We start from the raw sequence: 21,010 nt of genomic DNA, 5'->3' as shown, positions 1-21,010 counted from the left end.
GCTGGATTCAGCCGAGGTCGCCACCGGCGACGGGCAGAACCGTTCCGGTGACATACGAAGCCTCTTCGGAGGCAAGGAAAGTGATAGCAGCAGCCTGTTCGTCCAGGGTGCCGTAACGCTTGAGTAGCGACGAGTCGACGGTCTGGTCGACGATCTGCTGGTACCAGGCCTTCTCCTCGTCGGTCTCGGCACCCGGCCCGCGTGCCACGACGCGTGGTGGCGCCTCGGTTCCGCCGGGAGCGGTTGCCACGACGCGTATTCCGTACTGTGCGACTTCCATCGCCAGTGCAGCGGTGATCGCGCTGACCCCGCCCTTGGCCGCCGCGTAAGGAACACGGTTGACACCGCGGGTGGCGACGGAGGAGACGTTGACGATGGTGCCGCTCGCCTGCTCGATCAGATGAGGCAGTACGGCGCGACACGTCCAGAGCGTGGGGAACAGTGATCGTGTGACCTCGGCTTGTATCTGCTGCGGCGTGTAGTGCTCGTAGGGTTTGGCCCAGATGGTCCCACCGACGTTGTTGATCAGGACGTCGATGCGTCCGAAGCGCTCCAATGCGGAATCTATTGCATTCTGGGCACCTTCGAACGTCTCGAGGTCCGCGGTCACCGAATGGGAACGCTCCAGCGGTGTCGCGATGTCGTGAACCAGTTCAGCTCGATCCACAAGCGCGACGGAACCACCTTCTGCGGAAACTCTTTCGGCAACGCTGCGCCCGATCCCCTGAGCCGCTCCGGTGACGACCACGACCCGGTCGTCGAACCGGCCGGCGAAGAATCTCGTGCTCACGACGCCACACTTTCCCGAGCGTCAGTGATGGCGCGGTGCATCGTCGACTTGGCGTGTTCGCTGTGCTGGACGATCAGATCACGGGCCGCGGCGCGATCATTCTGCTCGAATGCACTCACGATACGTGAGTGATCCTCCGCGACATGTTCGTCCACCCAATCGGCGGTGCGGAGCACTCGGTTCATCAGTTGTGTGACCTCGAGACGGTGGTATGCCTGCAGCAGCACTTCGTTTCCGGTGCAGCGGAAGAGGAAGTCGTGGAACAGGGCATTGGTTTCGGTGAATGCCGCTGCGTCCGTGAAGTGATCGCGGTCGATGGAAGCAGCCGAGTTCTCCGCCAGAATGCGGTACTCCGTCAACTGTGCTGGAGTGAGGCGGCCGATCGTGAGTTCCATTGCTCCGAGTTCGAGTGCCATCCGAGCGTCGAACTGTGCGTCCGACTCCGCGACCGGCAGATGTTCTTCACCGATCTCGTACGGGCCGGCAGCTGATTCTTCGGCCGAGGCTGCCGGTGAATCAGCCGGTGCTGCCGCATTGTTGAACTTTTCGAAGTAGAAGTTCGTGGGTGTGATCGATACGTCCTTGAAGTGCAGACGTACGGCTTCGACCATCGGCGGCGGGCCGCACAGGTAGACGTCTACGTTGCCGTCGTCGAGGTGATCGGGCTCGATCAAGCCCGTGACATAGCCCTTGTTCGGTGCTGTGCTGTCGGGATCGGATACGCAGTAGTCGAAGGTGAACTGGGGTAGAGACTCCGCGTAGTCGTGCAGTTTGTCGAGTTCGACGAGATCGGTGTCGGAGCTGACGCCGTAGACCAGATGGACGGGCCGAGTGGAGCTTTCGGTACGCATCTTCTCCAGTATGGAGAGCAGCGGGGCCAAGCCAGTTCCGCCGGCAAGCAGTAGGGCTCTCCGTTGACCTGACCGGAGGAAGAAGCTACCCATCGGTCCGGTCAATTCGAGAGTGTCGCCTACCTGCGCGCGCTGACTGAGATACTCGGACATCAGACCACCCGGGGTGATCTTGACCAGGAACGACGCCGACTCGACCTCAGGGCCGGAGCTGAACGAGTACGACCGCGTCGCTTCGGTTCCGGGAACGAGGATGTTCACGTACTGACCGGGGAGGAAGACCAGATCTGCGCGGTTGTCGACTGCGACGGTGAAACCCACCGTGGAATCCGAATGGCGAATGATCTCGGTGATGGTGGACGTGTACGAACCGGCAGTGGTCTTGGCGACCGCCGACGTGGTGGGAATCTGCAGCACGAGATCAGATTCCGGCACCATCTGGCACGGAAGGCAGTATCCCTGCTCGGCCTCGTCGTCCGTCAGGGCCTCCTCGATGTAGTCGCCGGCATCGAAAGTACCTGATTCACAGAGTGATTTGCAGGTGCCACATGCTCCGTCGCGGCAGTCGAGCGGAATGTTGATTCGTGCGCGGTACGACGCGTCCGCGACGGTCTCGTCGGTGTTGCATTCGACGAAGCGGGTGATGCCGTCTTCGAAACTCAGGGCTACTTGAAAGGTCGGCGCAGCTTGAATGCTCATGGGAAACAGCTCGATTCGAAGGGAAGTCGTGTCAGAAGTGGTAGATGTCGACCACGTGATGGATGTAGTCGTTCTTGAGGACTACCTTCTTCTTCATGATCAACGGCTGCTCGCCCGAGAAGTCGATCGTGTAGTGCGAGGTGCCGAAGTAGGTGTCGACTGTGTTGTAGCGGAAGTACAGCGTGAACCAATTGAAGCGGACGTCGACGACGAAGCCGCGTTCTTCGATCACTTCCACGTTGGTGATGTTGTGACCGGTGCGGGGCTCGGGAAGGCTTGTCGCGCTGGAACGGTCAGTCCTGATTCGGAACACGCGGTCCTCGATACCGCCGCGATTCGGGTAGTAGATCAGGGAGATCTCTGCGGCCGGGTCCGTGGTCAGCTCGCCGTCGTCCGCCCATGCGGGCATCCAGTACTCGGAATCGGGGTGGTAGCACTCGATCCACTTCTCGAACTCGCGATCGTCCAGATAGCGAGCCTCACGGTAGAGAAACTGCTGCACTGTTTCGAGGGCGACGGCATTGGTGGTGGTGACAGTCATGGTGATCGTCCTCAGATGGTCCGGTTGGAAGCGGCTTGCTCGGCATCTACGGCCGCAAGCATGGCGTCGCGCCAGTATCCGTGCTGAATGGGATACAAGCCTTCGTCCTCGGTCTTGGCTCCGCTCGAGAGCACACGATTCATGCCGAGATCCTTCGCGACGTCGTTCGGACCGGGAATCTGGTGTGTGACGCCACGGCTGAGGTCGTTCCACGGGGCGCCGGTTGCCTGGTAGGTCTTCTGGCAGGAACGGAACTCTTCGAGATCGTCCGGGGTGGCCATACCGCTGGCATTGAAGAAGTCCTCGTACTGACGGATGCGGTTGCTGCGCGCTTCGGCGCTCTCTCCCTTGGGCGCGATGCAGTAGATGGTGACTTCGGTCTGGTCCACGGAGATCGGACGGAAGTGCCGGATCTGGCTGCTGAACTGATCCATGAGGTAGACGTTCGGATACAGGCAGAGGTTTCTCGACGCACCGACCATGAATTCGGCCTTCTTGGAACCGAACTGAGCTTCCAGCTCCGCCTTGCGTTCGAACAGGGGACGGTCCTCGGGATTGCCCCACCACATCCAGAGCAGGAGGTGGCCGTAGTCGTACGAGAAGTACCCACCGCCCTGCTTCCCCCAGGTGCCGGCGTCCATGGCTTTGGTCTCGTTGGACGATTCACCGGCGGTGCGGCGAGCGGTGGTAGCGGCGTAGTTCCAGTGCGTCGAAGACACGTGGTAGCCGTCGGCACCGTTCTCGGTCTGCAACTTCCAGTTGCCGTCGTAGGTGTAGGTGGAAGCACCGCGCAGAACTTCGAGTCCGTCAGGTGACTGATCGACGATCATGTCGATGACCTTCGTGGTGTCACCGAGGTGCTCTTCGAGTGGCAGCACGTCGGGGTTGAGGCTGCCGAAGAGGAAGCCGCGATAGTTCTCGAACCGCGCCACCCTGGTCAGGTCGTGTGAGCCGTCTTGGTTGAACTGCTCCGGATAGCCACCGGTGCGAGCGTCCTTTGCCTTGAGGAGTTTTCCGCTGTTGTTGAAGGTCCAGCCGTGGAACGGGCAGGTGAAGGTGGTTCGGTTGTCGGTCTTACGGCGACAGAGCATCGCACCGCGGTGGCTGCATGCGTTGATCAGCGCACCCAATTCGCCGTCCTTGTTGCGGGTGATCACGATGGGCTGACGGCCCATGTAGGTGGTGAAGTAGTCGCCGACGTTCGGGATCTGGCTCTCGTGCGCGAGGTAGATCCAATTGCCTTCGAAGATGTGCGTCATCTCGAGTTCGAACAGTTGCTCGTCCGTGAAGACGCTGCGCCGCACCTGGTAGCGGCCGGTCTCCGGGTCCTCGACGAGCGCGTCGTCGAGGACGGCGCGGATGTTCGCGAACTGGTCGGTGCCGCGGGCAGCATCCAACATATCCGTCATGGGTGTCCTCCAGATAAGAGTGGGCGCCTACCGAGAAAGCCGAGGGCTGTCGGACCAAATCGGTGGGACCCGCTTTCCGGACGGGGCTGCGTCCGGTACTGAATTCACCTTGACATCGTGTGTCTCGGGTCACACTAGGCAATTGCCTAGTCCTGACCAAGGGTGCAGTGTTCGTCGAATTCTGCTGATGGGCCATGCCTGCTGAAGACGACGAGCAGGGCGGACTCGACATCGCGAGTCCGCCCTACCTGCCGAGGGGATTACCGGTTCTTGAAGAACGAGACGTCGTCGTTGCCGATGAGGTCAGGGACCGTCCAGCCGTCGAGGTCGTATTCACTCAAGCACTGCTCGGCCAGTCCCTTCATGGAACTTGCGTGTCCACGATTCTGGGCTGCGAACAGCAGTTCGGCTTTGACGTTCTCGTGATTGCCGGAGTAGTTGCGCTCGTAGAGTTCGTGTCGGCCGCCGAACTCGGTCCCGATCGAATCCCACAGCGCCTTCATGACTTTCACGCGGTCGACGGCGGTGATGCCGTCGGAACCGCGAACGTACTTGTCGAGGTACGGACGCACGTCCGGGCTCTTGAAGTCGAGTGAACTCGAAGGCAGGTAGATCAAGCCCGACGCGACGTCCTGTTCGATGATCTCCTTGATCCGCGGGTACCCCTGGATCATGAACATTCGATAGGTGAGGCCGTACTCGAGCTTCGGGATCACCGAATCGCCGACCCACTGTTCGGGATCGCGTGCCATCGATTCGGTCAACGACCAGAAGAGGTTTCGCCACCCGATCACCTCACCGACACGGGTCTGGACTCCGCGGAAGCCGCCGGCGCCGGTGGCTTCGAGTGCCTTCATCAACAGTCCGGCGATGAAGTCGAGCTTGACGGCCAGGCGAGTGCAGCCCTGAAAGGTGAAGCGCGGCAGGAAGCCTGATTGAGGGAAGAATGCGTTGATCCGGTCGACGTCGCCGTACATGAAGACGTTTTCCCACGGAACCAACACCTTGTCGAAGACGAAGATGGTGTCGTTCTCGTCCATGCGACTCGACAGCGGATAATCGAACGGACTGCCCATCACCGCAGCATGTTCGGTGTACGAGGTGCGGCAGATCAGCTTCACACCCGGCGCGTCCATCGGTACCGTGCAGATCAGGGCGAACTGCTTCTTCTTGATCGGCAGACCGTAGTGAGCGATGAAGTTGTAGTTCGTGATCGCCGATCCGGTGGCGACCACTTTGGCGCCGCTGACGATCAAACCTGCGTCGGTTTCCTTCTCCACCTTCATGAAGACGTCACCGACCTCGTCCGGTGGAAGTTGGCGATCCACCGGGGGATTGATGATCGCGTGGTTCCAGTACAGAACTTTCTCCTGCGATTCGCGGTACCAGCGTTCGGCGTTGTCCTGGAACGGTGCGTACAACTCCTTGTTGGCGTGGAGGGTGCCCAGGAAACTCGCCTTGTAGTCGGGGGAACGGCCCATCCAGCCGTAGGTCATACGAGCCCACGTCGCTATGGCATCGCGTTCCTTGAGCAGATCGGCCGACGACGTCGGAGTGCGGAAGAACGGCATGGTGACACCGCCGTTGCCCGTGTCCGTCGGAACGGTCAAGGCGTCCACGTGCTCGCCCGTATGCAGAGCGTCGTACAGCCTCGCGGTCATGCGGATCGGATTCCGGAACGCGGGGTGCGTCGTGACGTCCTTGACGCGATCACCGTGAAGCCAGATCTCGCGGCCGTCCTGCAGGCTCGAGATGTACTCGTCACCGGTCATCGGTCGGGTGGCGAAGTTCTTCGTACGGTTGGCTTCGCAGTCGGCGGCCGGATTGACCTGTGGCGCTCCGGAATCTGCGGGATCGACGCCGGTGGGAGGAATTTCGGTGGTCGTCATGGCAAAGCCTTTCAGATCGTTTGGGGTGCGGGCTGAAGATGAATCGGGGTGAACGAAGTGGTGGCGTCGAACCAGCCGCTGTGGGGGTCGTCCTGACTTCCGTTCCAGACTGTGGTCGACGAGGTAGCGCCTAGATCGTGAAAAGTGCTTCGGTAGAACAGAAGCGGATCCTTGCCACTCGACTGAGCGTCGACGATCTCGCCGATGAAGATGATGTGGTCACCGCCGTCGTACTCCCTCCACGGGACGCACGAGATGGTTGCTGCGGCGCCGTCGAGCAGGGGAGCGGTCGGTCCGTCGATCCACCTCGGTTCGGTGCGCTGCGGTCGGCCGGCAAAATGCATGGCCGTGTCCACTTGGTCGGAGGCAAGGATGTTGACCGCAAACGGCGCGTTGCCGAGGTAGCCGCACGCCTTGGACTTGCGAGTCATCGTGATCTGGCACAGCCGTGGTTCCAGGGAAATGGCCGTGAATGCGGTGACCGTGGCTCCGTGTGGTTGACCGTCGGCATTGGTACAGGTGATGACGGTGACGCCGCTCGCGAATTGACCGAAGATTCCTCGAAGCTGATTTTGTTCCATGACCGGACCTCCTTGTCGGATGGCGGTTGAGTGAGAGTGCCGCGAAGTGCGGGAGGGAAGTAGTGGGCGACTCGCGCCGGGAGTGAAGACGAACGTACGGCGGGCGCAGGCTTCGGTCGATCCGTACAGCGCGGTGGCTATCCGGATTGCGCACCCGATCGCGGCCCGTACCCGTTTTCTCTTGGAAGTGACCGGGGACACAGTGTTCAATGATGTTCAGCGCCCTTGCTCGGCAATGTGGCTGGTCACGGGTTTGGAAGGTGAAGAAGGACGATGGTCGACTCCATGATCGGTACTGCTCCCCGCGACTGGGACGAGGCGTGTCATGCGGTTTCGGACGCCTACTTTCCGCACACGCTGACGCCGTTGTCTCGGCATGCGGCCAGTGGAGTCGGGGTGTGCACCACCGAGTTGGGACCGCTGAGGATCGCTCATATTCGGTGGGGAGCAGACGTCGCCGTCGAATCCGATCATCCCGGTGCCTATGGGGTGAACATCCCGCTCTCGGGCGAGCTCGAGTCGGTGTTCGCGGGCTCGCACGTGCTCTCGACGCAGGGTGTTGCGACGGTATGTCCACCCGACATCACGACAAGAATTACGCGGTGGAGTGCGGACTGCGAGATCGTCGGAGTCCGGATGGACCGTCAGTACCTCGACCGTGAGATGGAAAAGGTTCTCGGTCGACCCGGAATGCACTTGCCTGATCAGGTGGATCTTCGGGGCGACGACGGAGCCAGATGGCTGAAATTTGTTCGCTCACTGTCGGATCAGATACTCGGCCCGGTCGGCGTGCTGCACAACGACCTGGTGGCAGGTCAGCTCTCCGGCGCCGTGGTCACGGCATTCGTCCTTGCCGCAATGCCCGAAAGCGAGGACGCGGTGCGACACGCCAGGCCACGTATCGTCAAGCGGGTGCTCGACGAGATGCACGACGACCCGGCCCGCGTGTGGACCGCAGCCGAGATGGCGGAGGTGGCGGGCGTCAGCGTACGGAGATTGCAGGAGGGATTTCGGCAGTACGTGGGCCGGAGTCCGTCGGAATGCCTGCTCGACATCCGTCTCGCGCGGGTCCATGCAGATCTGGTGGATGCCGACGACTCGACGACGGTCACCGATGTCGCTGTGAGATGGGGTTTCACGCACACCGGACGGTTCGCGTCGTCCTTTCGGCGTAAGTACGGATTGCTGCCTTCCGAGATGTTGAGGCGCTAGCTTCGGTACCCCATGTCCGCGCTGAGTTGATTCGCCTTCTCGACGAGGAACGGCGCGACGTCGGCGCGGAAAGCTTCCGGGGATGTTCGTCCGGCCGAGGTCGAACACGCTGTCACTCCGACGACGCTTCCACCGGCGTCGCGGACGGGAGCAGCGAGGGAAATCAGGCCGTCTTCCAGTTCCTCGGACGTGAGTGCGTAACCCTGCTCGCGCACCACCCGGAGGGCGGTATGGAATGCGCCTTCGTCGGTGATCGTGGTGGGCGTGAGGGCGTCGAACGTGGAGTTCGCGATGACGTTGTCGACGATTTCGGTTGGCGCCCAAGCTAGCAGGGCTCGACCCATGGAGGTGGCATATGCAGGCACTCTGGTGCCGACGCTGACGTTGATGCTCATGATCCGCCGGACGGGTACACGCGCGGCGTAGACCACGTCGACACCGTCGAGCACCCCGAGCGACGCCGACTCGTGGGTGTGTTCTGCGATCTCCAACAGACGAGGGAGCGCCGCCTCCGTCAAGGCATGTGATGCCGAGAAGTGCTGCCCGATGCTCAGAACGCGTGGGGTGAGCGACCACCGACTGTTGTTGCCGGTGACGTATCCGAGCTTCTGCAGCGTGAGGAGGATGCGCCGGACCGCTGGGCGGGAGAGACCCGTTTCGGCGGCAAGATCGGCGAGCGACGGGTTGGGGTTCTTCTCGTCGAAGGCCGTGAGCACAGCAAATCCACGCTCGATGCTCTGGATGTAATCGCGATCGTTCTCGCTCACGGAATGGCCTTTCATCTGCGGGTATGCCCGATCGGCGCCTTCGAAGGTTGACAAACCTTGTGACTGGGCGCACAGTACAAGCGTACGCACAGCGTAACAAATGTACGCAGAGCGTACAACCCAAACTTGGGGAGCCGACGCAGCCCAGCAGTACGGCACCCACCCGGTAACAGCCACATACGGCCCCGAGGAGGACCACATGACCACTTCCGAGAGCCCCACCGCAGTAGGTTCGGGTACTGCCGCCACCGACAAGTTCCTCCAGGAACGAGTCAGCGCGGACACCCCGCCCGAACGCGTCTCGGCCATCGCCAAGGACGTGCTCGAGGCACTCGCAGGCGTCATCGACAAGCACGGCATCACCTACCCCGAGTACCGCGTCCTCAAGCAGTGGCTCATCGACATCGGCCAGTTCGGCGAGTGGCCCCTGTGGCTGGACGTCTTCCTCGAGCACAACGTCGAGGAGGTCGCGTACCGCGGCCAGCACGGCACCAAGGGAAGCATCGAGGGCCCGTACTACGTTGCCGATGCCAAGACGTTGCCTGCCAAGTGTGAACTTCCGATGCGTGACAACGAGGTTGGATCGAAGCTGGTCTTCGAGGGCCAGGTTCGCGATCTCGACGGCAAGGGGTTGGGCGGTGCAACCGTCGAACTCTGGCACGCGGACGACGAGGGCTACTACTCCCATTTCGCGCCGCACATCCCCGACGGCAACCTCCGCGGAACGATCGTCGCCGACGACGAGGGACGCTTCGAGATCACCACGATTCAGCCTGCGCCGTACCAGATCCCGACCGACGGCCCCACCGGCTGGTTCATCGAGAAGGCCGGCTGGCACCCGTGGCGTCCGGCTCACCTGCACCTCATGGTGAAGGCTCCCGGTAAGCGAACGATCACCACCCAGCTCTATTTCAAGGATGGAGAGTGGATCGAGAACGACGTGGCAACGGCGACGAAGCCCGAACTGATTCTCGATCCGAAGCCGGGTGCTGACGGAACCAACCGGGTCACATACGACTTCGTGCTCGATCCGGCCTGATCCACAACTGCTCAATAGAAAGTGATTTGATGACAGACCTGTCGATCGTCTCCATCGAGACGACCATCCTCGACGTTCCTCTGGTTCGCCCCCACAAATTCGCCACCACGTCGATGACGGCGCAGCCGTTGTTGCTGGTCGCGATTCGCACCTCCTACGGAGTGATCGGATACGGCGAAGGTGTCGTTCCGGGCGGGCCGTGGTGGGGCGGCGAATCGGTGGAGACGATGCAGGTCATCATCGAGAAGTACATCGCTCCCGTGGTGGTCGGCAGGCGCGTGGATCACATCACCGCGATCATGGCCGACATCGAAAAAGTTGTTGCCAATGCACGATTCGCGAAGGCCGCCGTCGACGTGGCGTTGCACGACGCCTGGGCGCGTAGCCTGGGAGTCCCCGTGCACACGCTCCTCGGCGGGGCTTTCCGCGAGAGTGTCGACGTCACGTGGGCACTGGGTGCTGCGCCGGCGGACGAGATCATCGAGGAAGCTCACGAAAAGCTCGAATCCCGGCTCAATTTCAGCTTCAAACTCAAGATGGGAGCACTCGATCCAGCAGTCGACGTCGCGCGCATCGTCAACATCGCGCAGGCGCTGGACGGCCACGCCGGAGTCCGTGTCGACGTCAACGCACGGTGGGATCGCTTCACTGCCCTGCGGTACTTGCCACAACTCGCCGAGGGTGGAGTCGAACTGATCGAACAACCCACTCCGGCAGACCAAATCGAGGTCCTCGCCGAACTCAGTAGGCTTCTACCGATTCCGATCATGGCCGACGAGAGTGTGCAGACCCCACACGACGCTCTGGAAATCGCCCGCCGGAGCGCCGCCGATGTCATCGCCCTCAAGACCACCAAATGTGGTGGCCTCCAGCGCAGCCGCGACATCGTCGCAATTGCCAAGGCCGCCGGTATCGCGTGCCACGGTGCGACGTCCATCGAAGGCCCGATCGGCACCGCCGCTTCGTTGCACTTCGCGTGCGCCGAGCCTGGAATCAACTTCGGAACAGAGCTTTTCGGCCCACTGCTCTTCAGTGAAGAGTTGCTTCAGGAACCCCTGAAGTATTCCGAGGGTCAGTTGCACCTCCCCGCCGGACCTGGCCTGGGAGTCGAACTGAACATGGACGCCGTCAAGACCTGGACCAGGAACTAGAGGATAGAAGAACATGGCACTCTTTCACGTTCGGATGGACGTCGATATTCCGCGCGACCTGGATCCGGAAGTACGCGCCGATACCGTCGCAACGGAGAAGGCGTACTCGCAAGACCTTCAGCAACAGGGAAAGTGGGTGCATCTGTGGCGAATTGTGGGACAGTTCAGCAACATCAGCATCTTCGATGTCGAGTCGGCTGACGAACTCCATGAGATTCTCTGGAACCTGCCCCTGTTCCCGTACATGACCATCGAGGTCATGCCGTTGACGCAGCACGGATCTTCGATCAAGTAGCCCGCCATGTCTGCCGTGTCTGCCACGCCTGCGAGCCTGCCGGAATCTGTGCAGCAGTGGCACTGCGAGATGTCGGAGACCTTCGGTGGCCTGTGCCCCGAGAGTTCCGTCGATGCCGCGCCTGTCGGTACGGTCAGCGGCGTAAGTCTCGGGGACGTAGGCGCTTTCGACATCTCCGGTTCACCGCAGATACTGCGGCGGAGCGCACGCGCAGCAAAGCGACACGGTAGTGATCTGCTCAAGATCTGCACGGTCCGAACCGGGAGCGCGATACTGCGCCAATCGGACCGCGAGTTGACGGCCCCGCCCGGCGCGATGATTCTCTACGACGTCGAGCATTCGTACGCGCTGCGTTTCGACGGTCACTGGTCGTGCACCGTCATGACCCTACCGCGCAGTGCGGTGAGTCTGACCGAGCGAGAACTGAATTGCGCGCTCGAGCGCACCCACGACGGTCGGCGTGGGTCCGGTGCATTGCTGGAAAATTTCATCTCGGGCGCTGTTGCATCCCAGGTCGACGGCAGCGCAGCCGGGCTTCTCGGAGATGCTGGAGTCAATCTCGCTTCGGCAGTTCTGATGCAAGGATCTGCGCCCGCGACACCCGGACGTTCGACGCGAGAGGAGATCTTGCGATATGCGCTTCGGAATCTCGACTCACCAGACCTCTCGGTCGCGTCGATCGCCGGTGCGTTGCACCTGTCGCCGCGAACCGTTCAGCGTCACTTCGGTGACGGGGATCTGACCCTCAGTGCGCTGATTCGCCGCGAACGGTTGATCCGCGTACGCCGCGATCTCACCGACGTCTCACTGCGGGGTCATTCGATCTCCATCCTGGCCGCACGATGGTGTTTCCATGACGCACCAGCGTTTTCGCGTGCGTTCAAAGCGGAATTCGGTGCGGCGCCGTCGGAAGTACGTAACTCGCCTGATCCGAACGCCCGCGAACGTCACTGATCTGTCGCATCCGAACAACAAACGTGTCCGATCACGACAACTGGGAGCCCGAATACCGGGGCAGAGTGTGTTTCAGATCGCTTTTTCAGGCTCGCGAAGAGCTCAGGTCCACGAACAGCGAGGACCGCAGCGAAAGCTACGAATCGAGGAACGCATGACGAATCTGCTCGCTCATCAGCAATGGCACGGAAAGATTTTCGACGGCCAATGGATCGACGGAGGCGGTGACACCGTCGAGTCGCTCGAACCGGCTACCGGCGAGGTGCTCGGTGTGATCGGCACGGCGTCTGCTGCGGATATCGATCGAGCGGCACACATCGCGTCGGCCGCGCAGCCGGCGTGGGCGGCGACGATCGGGCAGGCTCGCGCTTCGGTGATCCGTAAGGCAGCGCAGATTTTGGAAGCCGAGCGAGCCGAGGTGGAGCGCTGGTTGATCCGTGAAGGTGGTTCCGTACCAGGGAAAGCCGCATTCGAAGTTGATCTTGTCATCTCTGAACTGTGGGAAGCCTCGGCACTGCCGACACAGCCGTTCGGGCACCTTCTGCCCGCCAGCCAGGAGGGGCGCACGAGCATCGGTCGCCGGGTGCCCCTGGGTGTGGTCGGCGTGATCAGCCCGTGGAATTTCCCGCTTCTCCTCGCCATGCGCGCTGTCGCCCCCGCCTTGGCGCTCGGAAATGGCGTCGTTCTCAAGCCGGATGTTCAAACCGCGATCAGCGGGGGTGCGGTCATCGCGGAATTGTTCACGTCCGCAGGTCTTCCCGAAGGCCTCCTGCATGTGCTCGCCGGTGACGCGGAACCTGGTCAGGCATTGTGCGAGAGCCCGAGCATCGCGATGGTGTCCTTCACGGGTTCGACCGCCGTCGGCCGTCAGGTCGGGGCAACTGCCGGTCGCACGCTCAAGCGTGTCTCGCTGGAACTGGGTGGGAACAATGCGCTGATCGTCCTCGACGACGCAGACCTGGATGCCGCGAGCTCGGCGGGCGCGTGGGGTTCGTTCCTGCATCAGGGGCAGGTCTGCATGACCGCAGGCCGCCACATCGTGTTGGAATCGGTCGCGGATCAGTACCTGGACCTGCTGGCCAAGCGCGCAGCGGTCCTGCCGGTCGGGGATCCCAGTACAGGCGACGTCGCTCTCGGACCGCTCATCAACGCGCGGCAGATTGCGAACGTCGATCGAATCGTCCAGGGCACCAAGGCGGCCGGCGCCGAAATCCGCGCCGGTGGAACATACGAAGGGCTCTTCTATCAGCCGACCGTCCTGGCCGGAGTCACCTCGGACATGCCCGCGTTCCGTGAAGAAATCTTCGGGCCCGTGGCGCCCGTCGTGATCGTCAAGGACGAAGACGAGGCAGTCAGGTCGGCCAATGACAGCGAATACGGTCTGGTTGCTGCCATTCAAACAGGATCGGTTGAACGCGGCGAGCGGATCGCGGACCGACTGCGTACCGGCATCGTGCACATCAACGATCAGACTTTGAACAACGATGCCTATGCACCATTCGGTGGCACGGGTGCCTCCGGAAACGGCGCGAGATTCGGAACTCAAAGCAGTTGGGACGAATTCACCACCTGGCAGTGGCGAACCAGCCGGCCAGCGGCGCAGACCTTCCCCTTCTGAAGTCGAAAGGTACTCCTATGCGCACCATCTCGGCTCACGATCTTCCCATCGTGTTGCAGGACGGCGAATTCGAATTGCGGATGCGAGAAGAAGGCGACATGATCGTCAACTTCGTCAAAATTCCTGCTGGTGCAGACTTCGCCGAACCGTTCGCACAATTGGAAGGCGGGCGCTGTCAATGTCCGCACTACGGATACGTCTTGAAAGGAAGGATCTACACAGATTCCGAAGCAGGTCGGCAAACCTACGATGCCGGCGACGTGTTCTACTGGGCACCCGGTCACGTTCCCGGAGCGATCGACGACTCGGAGTATGTCGACTTTGCTCCCAAGGCTGAATTCCTCGAACTGATCGACGGAGTGCGTAAGGCGATGGGCGGCTGAGCTGTTCGGCTGCCACCGAGGTCAGCGTATTCCGTCGCGACGGAGTGCGACGGACACTGCGGCAGAGCGGTTATCGACACCGAGTTTGGCGTAGATGTGCCCGAGGTGTGTTTTCACCGTCGCTTCGCTGATGAAGAGCGCTTTACCCAGCTCGCGGTTGGTCATCCCCTCGGCGAGCAGGCTGAGCAGTTCGGACTCACGGGCGGTGAGCGCTTCCTGCGGGCGCTGCATCTGCTGGACGAGACGAGAGGCCACGGCGGGGGAGAGGACGCTGCGCCCGGCGAGCGCGCCGCGCACCGCGCCGAAGATCTCGTCAGGAGTCGAGTCCTTGAGTAGGTAACCGATGGCACCGGCGTCCACGGCCCGCACGACGTCGGCGTCGGTGTCATACGTCGTGAAAACCAGTACGGGAACATCGACACCGTCGCTTCGCAGGCGTTTGATCGCTTCTGCACCGTGCATGCCGGTGCCCATGTCCAGATCCATCATCACCAGATCCGGTGAGGCCGACGGTATCGCCGTGGCCGCCTCCTCGCCGGACGATGCTTCGCCGACTACTTCGACGTCCGGCTGAGTGTTCAGCAGCGCTCTCAGCCCGGCTCGCACGACCAGATGATCGTCGACGAGGAACACGCGAATGGTGGTGGTCACCGGATCCTCCGTTCGAGAGGGAACTGGGCCGCGACGACGGTGCCGTCTCCCGGTGCACTTTCCACGGTGAACGATCCGCCGAGCTGTGCGACGCGGCTTCGCATCGCACGCAGGCCGTATCCACCGTACCGAGAATGGTCGGCGAGCTTTCCCGGATCGAAGCCGACGCCGTCGTCGAAGATGTCTACGGAGACGGAGTGGTCGAGATACGTGATCGTCACGCCCGCCGTTTCGGCGCGAGCGTGGCGGGCGATGTTGGAGGACGCGCTTGAGACCACTCGCACGACGGCATGAGCTACGTCCGAGGGCAAGATGACGGCTTCACCGACGGTGCGGATCCGAACGGCCGGGACGAACTGGCGGGCGGCGGCCACGACCAAGGCGTCGAAGTCGCCCGTACCGCCCTTGGTCGGCGCCAGATCGTGGACGAGGTCGCGACTCTGCATCAAGCTCGTTCGGATGTTCTCTGCTGCGGCATCGACATCGGCTCGAGACGGCGAACCCGTTGTATTCCACGTTTGTTCGGCTGCCTCGAGCCGTAGAAGGGCGCTCGCCAGTCCCTGGGTAACGGTGTCGTGGATTTCGCGCGCGAGGCGCTCTCGCTCAGCGGCAACGCCGGCAGCGCGTTCGGTATCTGCCAATGCAGATTGCGCTTCTGCTACCTGACGCAGAAGCCGAAGGCGTTCTCGGGCATCTCGTTCCATCTGCCCGTACGCGGCCGCGACCAGTGCCGCGGTGCACAGCGGCCCGAGAAGTGTCACCAATTCGGCACGACCGGTGACCCGGTAGAACGCGACACCGGCGAGGACGCCCAGGATCCCGACGAGGGGGTAGGCGATCTTGCTCGGATACAGACGAATGCAGAGGAAGAGAACGGGAAACGCACACCACGCGAAACTCGGGGCAAGCCAGACCAGCGCTGCCCATGCGCTCAGTACCGGCCACATCCACAGCCGTTGGCGAACGACATCTCGCGAGGACACCGTGGCCATGACGGCGTAGAGCAGGGCGAGGACCACGGCCAGGACGAGTACCACCCCGAACCGACCGCTGGTCCCGTGGACTGTGACGTACCGAACTCCCGATGTAGACAGCAGTACGAAGAACGACGCGTGGATCGCATACGCCAACGGGCCGCGTAGGCCGCGTTCGGCGTCGGCGTTCATGGCTCCGTTACTCATCCCTCGAATGTTACGGAGGGCACCAGGCCGTCGTATCAACCATTCGGATGATATCCGGGTAGCCGTAGGGGGCACGGTTCGTCACCCGAGCGCCCGATGTGCGCACCCGCCCCCGGACGCGACGCTGTAGTGGACGGTTTCGAACCATTCGATTGAAAGTGTGCCCGACATGAACCACCGCATTTACACACGACTTCCCCGTACGCTCGCTGTCGCCGTTCCGGTTGTCGCAATCCTTGCCAGCGCCGCATGCTCGACCACCGACACACCGGTGGCGAACGCATCGAGCACGACGTCGATTACTGCCACGCAGCAGCCTGACGCGACCGGTGATTCGGCGATTGTCACTCAGAATCGACTCAGTGCCGACGCAGCAGTGAAGGCTGCTGGTGCGGCCCTGGCGAAATGCCGCGCCGACGGTCTCGGCTTCGTCACCGTCTCCGTCGTAGACCGTGCGGGAAATGTCATCGCCATGGTGCGCGGCGACAACGCAGCCCAGCACACGGTGGAAGCCTCACGCGAGAAGGCATACACCTCTGCAGCTTTCGGAGCCGACACCAGTGACCTCTCGCAGCGTACCAAAGGCGAAGGATCAACCATCGCCGACCTTCCCGGCACTCTCTTCCTTGCAGGTGGAGTCACATTGAAGGCTGGAGCCGGGTCGATCGCCGGTATCGGTGTCGGTGGCGCTCCAGACGGAATGCAGGACCAAGCGTGTGCTGCCGCAGGTCGTGATGCGATCGCTTCGTCACTCGGCTGAGTGAGCGCATTCAGCGTGCTTCGTGAATTGTGCTTTTCGCCACCTGGATTCGCTCGGCACGACAGTTGTCCGATTGTTGCGATGACCTCGACTTTGTAACACCGGAGCCCCCGGAAAGGGACAAACACGTCGACAGTGGAACCGACGATGCACTTACCGAAGCGAGTTTCTTGATGCGCAGTTTCGGGGAAAGACACAACCTTGCAGAGAATCAGATTCACGTTGCCCGAACGCAATACACGGCGGGTGCGGGTGCTCGTAGCGGCGTTGTTGTCGATATTCCTGCTCGGCGGTATGTTCGGTCCGACCGCTGCGAGTGCTACTCCGGCGCGCTCGGCGCCATGGGGTGGGTACGACGAGTTGTGGGTCCCGTCTTCGATGGGAAACATCAAGGTTCAGGTGCAGTGGGCCGCGCGCGGTGGCAACGCCGCGTTGTACCTGCTCGACGGTCTTCGCGCGCAAAACGACAGAAATGCTTGGAGTTTCGAAACGAACGCACTCGATCAGTACCGCAATGACAACATCACGTTGGTGATGCCGGTCGGCGGTGAGTCGAGTTTCTACACGGATTGGTACGCGCCGTCCAATTTCAACGCTCAGCCGATAACGTACAGGTGGGAAACGTTCCTCACCCGCGAGCTTCCGGACTTCCTTGCAGGGTATGGCGTTTCACCAACCAACAATGCGATCATCGGGTTGTCGATGGGCGGCAGTGCCGCGTTGAACCTGGCGGGGCATCATCGGGATCAGTTCAAGTTCGCGGGCTCGCTGTCCGGCTACATCAATATCTCGGGTCCGGGTATGCGTGAAGCGATCCGCGTAGCCATGTTCGACGCCGGCCGGTACAACGTCGATTCGATGTGGGGTCCGCCGTGGTCATCCGGGTGGCTTCGCAACGACCCGTTCGTCAACGCGGAATCGCTTCGCGGACTGTCGATGTACATTTCGTCGTCCAACGGCATCCCGGGACCGTACGATCATCCCTCTGCGCCGATCGATTACTTCCACACGGCGACGGGTATGGGGCTCGAGGCGCTCTCGTGGGTGCACGCGCGTGCATTCGAAATTCGCCTGAAATCCTTGGGAATCCCAGCGACGTACAGCTTTCCGCCCGCCGGAATTCACTCGTGGCCGTATTGGTCTGCTGAATTGTGGATGGCCAGAGGACAAATCCTCGACACCATGAACGCCTGGTGAAGCTGTAGTGAGGATCTCTCCGGACTTGCTCTCGATCGATAGTCCGGAGAGAACTCGCTCAGAAGGCGATGATTCCACGGAGGTTGCGACCGGCATGCATGTCGGCGAAACCGTCGTTGATCTGGTCGAGGGTGTATCGGTTGGTGATCAGTCCGTCGAGTTCGAGCTTGCCGCTGGTGTAGAGATCGATCATCCAGGGAATGTCGGCGGTGGGATTGGATGCACCGAACAGGGATCCCTGAATTCTCTTCTGGTACAGCGTGAGTTCCATCAGGCTCACGGGAATTCCGACGTCCGTCATCTTCCCGAGGCCGGTGACGACGCAGGTTCCTGCCTTGCGGATCGACGAGAATGCCTGCGCGACATGTTCTCCGGTGGTCACGCCGACGGTGACGATGGCCGAATCCGCGCCCTGGCCGTTGGTGAACGAGCGCGCTAGGTCGGTGGCTTCCTCCATGGTGGCCACGGCGTGGGTGGCGCCCAACTTCAATGCACTGTCGCGCTTGAACGCAACCGGATCCACCGCGATCACGTGGGCGGCGCCGGCATGCGAGGCGCCCTGCACCGCGTTGATTCCGATTCCGCCGACGCCCATGACGATGACAGTCTGCCCGGGATACACCTGAGCGGAGTTGACCGCGGCGCCCCAACCGGTTCCGACGCCGCAGCCGAGCAGACACAAAGCGTCGAGTGGCAGGTGCTTGTCGACTTTCACAGCCGAGAGAGTGCTGACCGTGGTGTATTCACTGAAGGTGGACAGGCCGCAGGTTTGTGCGACGGGCTGACCGTCGAGAGACATTCTGTAACTCGAGGTTTCGCCGGGTCTGCTGCCAGTCATGATGGCGGCGCCGTTGTCGCAGAGGTTCTGGATTCCGCTTGCACACCAACGGCAACGGCCGCAGGCGGCGAGGAACGAGAACACGACATGATCGCCCTCGGACCATCCTTCCGTGTTCGGCCCGACCTCGACGACGATTCCGGCGCCTTCGTGTCCGCCGCAGATGGGGTAGCGGCCGACTCCGTGGTCGCCGCTGGCGATGTGATCGTCCGAGTGGCACAGGCCTGAGGCGACCATTTTGACAGTGAGTTCGCCGCTGCGGGGTGAATCGAGTTCGAGATCGACCACCTCGTATGTGCCTGGTGCTTGGCGAATGACGGCTCCACGAGTGCGCAAGGTATCTCCTGAGGTAAGAGTTGTTCTTCGGCTTCCTCAGTTGTCTACTCGAGAGTTCAGGACGGGCTCGAGGCCTATCTCACTGATCGGACGTTTCGTATCTTTCAGACTCGTCCGGGGTGCGTCCCAAGATGGCGAGTTGCAGTTCGGTGAGCAGTCGCGTATCCGGCTCGTCCAACGAAATGCCCATGATCTGTTCAGCGCGCCGAATGCGGTAGCGCAGCGTGTTCGGATGTACTTTCAGAGACGAGGCGGCCTTCTTCACATCCCCGAAAGCTGTCAGGTAGGCCGTGAGCGTGAACTGCATGTCAGAGGTGTTCTTGTCGTCGTAGGAGACGAGTCTGTCGATACGAGGGTCCCGCAATCGCTCGTGATCAGCAACGAGGTCGAGTATCTCGCCCAGCAACACCGCGGTGCGTGACGCCGCGAGTGTGGTGACCTTCGAGGTTTCGTGATCATCGGTGGTATCGAGCACGCGGTCCACTTCTCGACGCGCCTCGGGTACGCCGTGCAATCGCGCGATCGGGACCGCGACGGCGGCGCGCACGCTGATGCCCGCACGGGCCTCGACTACTCCCACGGTGTCGTAAGCCCAGTCGCTGATCGCGACCTCGTGTTCGGCCTGAGGAAACAGCACGTAGATCCGGTTGTCGATGATCGTTGTGACCGCGTCGCTGCGGAATGCGCTGGCGCGCAGGCGCAAGGCGTTGGTGATTCGATCGAGATTCGATCCGGGCGCGAGTGATGTCGCAAATCCGATGACCGCAGACGGTCCGTCGGTGTTGATGCCGAAGGAGCCGGCCAGCGAGTGCATGTCGACTCCGCCGGAGCGAACGCCGAACAGCCTTTGCAATTGGGCATTCTCGCGGCTGGAGGCGTCCAAGGTTCGCATGAGAATGCGTGCGGCGACTGCCGCTGCACCCCGCAATACCGCTTGGGCGTCGTCGGAAAGAGGTTCAGAGGCGCGCTGCACCCAGATGCTGCCGAGATTGTGTTGGTGTGCAACAGAACCCGTCGGCGCTGACAGGTCCGGGCGGGTGATGCTCACAGCCAACCTGTGCGCGGCTCCGATGCTCGGCTCGGAGGGCAGACTGATGACCTCGTCCGATCGCCTGAGATGCTCGAACACGCCTCTGCGCTCTATCCATTCGGTGTATTCGATCGGCCACTCCCGGCCCAGTATGGAGAGCTGACGGAGTTCGTCTTCACCTTCGTGAGCAGCTGAATATGCGATGACATGGAGTGCCGTGTCGTCGATCGTCACGAGTCCGCCGGTCAATTCGGCGATCGTCTCCGAGAGCGCGAACAGATCCGAATCGCCACCGGCCACAGCTCCTGAGACGGCCCGCGAACGGTACATGCTCTGTGTCAGAAGTCGTTGTACGAGTGAATAGACGTGTCCGGAACTAGCCTGCGGATGTACCGCGGCCACTGCGATTCCGATGTTGCGTGCGGCGGTGAGAAGCGTCGTCGCCTCGCGCGCATTCTTGACGAGCAAGAGCTTCGGACGACGCCTCGCCGGCCTGCCTTCGAACTTTCGCAACCACTGCGTCAACGTCGATTCGGGAACCCCCACGGGGAGGTAAATGTCGGAGATCGCACCACGGCTGTCGGTGCCGTCGATATCGGAGGACTCGACGAGGGCGATCGAACGGATTTCGACATCGAGTCCGTCCGGGCTTTCCAGAAGCTCGATCACGGACTTGTCCGTGGAATGCATGAGGGCGCCGAGGGTGGTGCCGACACTCGGCCCGCTATTCCTCGGACCTGTCGACGCTTGCGGGAGGGCTACAGAAAGTGGCTGCTCATTTGCTCCTCGGCCAGTGGGTCATTACAGGCTAACCCCGACAGACGAAATGCAGAATAAG

At 61.8% G+C, this 21,010-nt stretch carries 20 protein-coding genes; 9 read left to right on the top strand and 11 right to left on the bottom strand.

Annotated elements, in window-relative coordinates; all coding sequences use genetic code 11:
• Nucleotides 1–7: 7 nt before the first annotated feature.
• From PCS43_RS23930 to PCS43_RS23905, 6 genes are all read right to left on the bottom strand, one after another.
• Nucleotides 8–790: a 1,6-dihydroxycyclohexa-2,4-diene-1-carboxylate dehydrogenase gene (locus PCS43_RS23930; protein WP_007729779.1), complete on the bottom strand. Its 783-nt coding sequence runs from the start codon at nucleotides 788–790 to the stop codon at nucleotides 8–10.
• Nucleotides 787–2,340, bottom strand: coding sequence for a benzoate 1,2-dioxygenase electron transfer component BenC (gene benC / locus PCS43_RS23925; RefSeq protein ID WP_054827004.1), 1,554 nt, complete (start codon nucleotides 2,338–2,340; stop codon nucleotides 787–789). Before benC ends, PCS43_RS23930 begins: the two co-directional genes overlap by 4 nt.
• Before the next feature lie 31 nt (nucleotides 2,341–2,371).
• A complete protein-coding gene (gene benB, locus PCS43_RS23920; protein ID WP_003939939.1) occupies nucleotides 2,372–2,881 on the bottom strand; it encodes a benzoate 1,2-dioxygenase small subunit in 510 nt (169 codons plus the stop codon).
• Nucleotides 2,882–2,892: 11 nt separating this feature from the next.
• Nucleotides 2,893–4,290, bottom strand: coding sequence for a benzoate 1,2-dioxygenase large subunit (benA, locus tag PCS43_RS23915; RefSeq protein WP_099697110.1), 1,398 nt, complete (start codon nucleotides 4,288–4,290; stop codon nucleotides 2,893–2,895).
• Between the two features lie 260 nt (nucleotides 4,291–4,550).
• Nucleotides 4,551–6,179, bottom strand: a complete 1,629-nt coding sequence (locus PCS43_RS23910) for a 4-hydroxyphenylacetate 3-hydroxylase family protein (RefSeq protein WP_003939685.1) — start codon at nucleotides 6,177–6,179, stop codon at nucleotides 4,551–4,553.
• Nucleotides 6,180–6,190: 11 nt separating this feature from the next.
• A complete protein-coding gene (locus PCS43_RS23905) occupies nucleotides 6,191–6,760 on the bottom strand; it encodes a flavin reductase family protein (protein ID WP_007729773.1) in 570 nt (189 codons plus the stop codon).
• Nucleotides 6,761–7,033: 273 nt separating this feature from the next.
• Here PCS43_RS23905 and PCS43_RS23900 point away from each other — a divergent pair, with 273 nt between their 5' ends.
• Nucleotides 7,034–7,972, top strand: coding sequence for an AraC family transcriptional regulator (locus PCS43_RS23900; protein ID WP_209910141.1), 939 nt, complete (start codon nucleotides 7,034–7,036; stop codon nucleotides 7,970–7,972).
• On the opposite strand, the gene PCS43_RS23895 is transcribed toward PCS43_RS23900, so the two are convergent.
• A complete protein-coding gene (locus PCS43_RS23895; RefSeq protein WP_003939932.1) occupies nucleotides 7,969–8,739 on the bottom strand; it encodes an IclR family transcriptional regulator in 771 nt (256 codons plus the stop codon). The genes PCS43_RS23900 and PCS43_RS23895 overlap by 4 nt on opposite strands.
• 199 nt (nucleotides 8,740–8,938) lie before the next feature.
• Between PCS43_RS23895 and catA the strand changes: the two genes are divergently transcribed.
• From catA to PCS43_RS23865, 6 genes are all read left to right on the top strand, one after another.
• A complete protein-coding gene (gene catA, locus PCS43_RS23890) occupies nucleotides 8,939–9,778 on the top strand; it encodes a catechol 1,2-dioxygenase (protein ID WP_003940427.1) in 840 nt (279 codons plus the stop codon).
• A gap of 29 nt (nucleotides 9,779–9,807) precedes the next feature.
• Nucleotides 9,808–10,929, top strand: coding sequence for a muconate/chloromuconate family cycloisomerase (locus PCS43_RS23885; RefSeq protein ID WP_209910138.1), 1,122 nt, complete (start codon nucleotides 9,808–9,810; stop codon nucleotides 10,927–10,929).
• A 13-nt stretch (nucleotides 10,930–10,942) separates the two neighbouring features.
• Nucleotides 10,943–11,224 (top strand): muconolactone Delta-isomerase, encoded by a 282-nt coding sequence (catC, locus tag PCS43_RS23880; RefSeq protein ID WP_209910134.1) that lies wholly within the window; start codon nucleotides 10,943–10,945, stop codon nucleotides 11,222–11,224.
• 6 nt (nucleotides 11,225–11,230) lie between these two features.
• Nucleotides 11,231–12,178 (top strand): helix-turn-helix domain-containing protein, encoded by a 948-nt coding sequence (locus PCS43_RS23875; RefSeq protein ID WP_042447166.1) that lies wholly within the window; start codon nucleotides 11,231–11,233, stop codon nucleotides 12,176–12,178.
• Between the two features lie 154 nt (nucleotides 12,179–12,332).
• Nucleotides 12,333–13,796 (top strand): benzaldehyde dehydrogenase, encoded by a 1,464-nt coding sequence (locus PCS43_RS23870; RefSeq protein ID WP_209910131.1) that lies wholly within the window; start codon nucleotides 12,333–12,335, stop codon nucleotides 13,794–13,796.
• 17 nt (nucleotides 13,797–13,813) lie between these two features.
• Nucleotides 13,814–14,179: a hypothetical protein gene (locus PCS43_RS23865; RefSeq protein WP_065351503.1), complete on the top strand. Its 366-nt coding sequence runs from the start codon at nucleotides 13,814–13,816 to the stop codon at nucleotides 14,177–14,179.
• A 21-nt stretch (nucleotides 14,180–14,200) separates the two neighbouring features.
• On the opposite strand, the gene PCS43_RS23860 is transcribed toward PCS43_RS23865, so the two are convergent.
• Nucleotides 14,201–14,830, bottom strand: a complete 630-nt coding sequence (locus tag PCS43_RS23860; protein ID WP_125052171.1) for a response regulator — start codon at nucleotides 14,828–14,830, stop codon at nucleotides 14,201–14,203.
• A complete protein-coding gene (locus tag PCS43_RS23855; RefSeq protein WP_058038292.1) occupies nucleotides 14,827–15,996 on the bottom strand; it encodes a sensor histidine kinase in 1,170 nt (389 codons plus the stop codon). Before PCS43_RS23855 ends, PCS43_RS23860 begins: the two co-directional genes overlap by 4 nt.
• A 184-nt stretch (nucleotides 15,997–16,180) precedes the next feature.
• On the opposite strand from PCS43_RS23855, the gene PCS43_RS23850 reads away from it, so the two are divergent.
• Together PCS43_RS23850 and PCS43_RS23845 are read left to right on the top strand one after the other, a co-directional pair.
• On the top strand, nucleotides 16,181–16,771 hold the full coding sequence (locus tag PCS43_RS23850; protein ID WP_209910128.1) for a GlcG/HbpS family heme-binding protein: 591 nt from the start codon (nucleotides 16,181–16,183) through the stop codon (nucleotides 16,769–16,771).
• A 246-nt stretch (nucleotides 16,772–17,017) separates the two neighbouring features.
• The gene (locus tag PCS43_RS23845; RefSeq protein ID WP_003940156.1) at nucleotides 17,018–17,968 is read left to right on the top strand and encodes an alpha/beta hydrolase; all 951 of its coding nucleotides are present in this window, start codon (nucleotides 17,018–17,020) and stop codon (nucleotides 17,966–17,968) included.
• A gap of 58 nt (nucleotides 17,969–18,026) precedes the next feature.
• On the opposite strand, the gene PCS43_RS23840 is transcribed toward PCS43_RS23845, so the two are convergent.
• Entirely contained in the window at nucleotides 18,027–19,142 is a 1,116-nt protein-coding gene (locus PCS43_RS23840; protein WP_209910124.1) for an NDMA-dependent alcohol dehydrogenase, read from the bottom strand.
• Nucleotides 19,143–19,221: 79 nt separating this feature from the next.
• Nucleotides 19,222–20,862, bottom strand: coding sequence for a PucR family transcriptional regulator (locus tag PCS43_RS23835; protein WP_030536470.1), 1,641 nt, complete (start codon nucleotides 20,860–20,862; stop codon nucleotides 19,222–19,224).
• Nucleotides 20,863–21,010: the final 148 nt, after the last annotated feature.

The organism is Rhodococcus sp. C-2, from assembly GCF_027854095.1.
GTDB classification, from domain to species: Bacteria; Actinomycetota; Actinomycetes; order Mycobacteriales; family Mycobacteriaceae; genus Rhodococcus_F; species Rhodococcus_F qingshengii.
The sequence above is the reverse complement of the archived record's forward strand: the minus strand, read 5'-3'. Positions and strand labels throughout refer to the sequence as shown.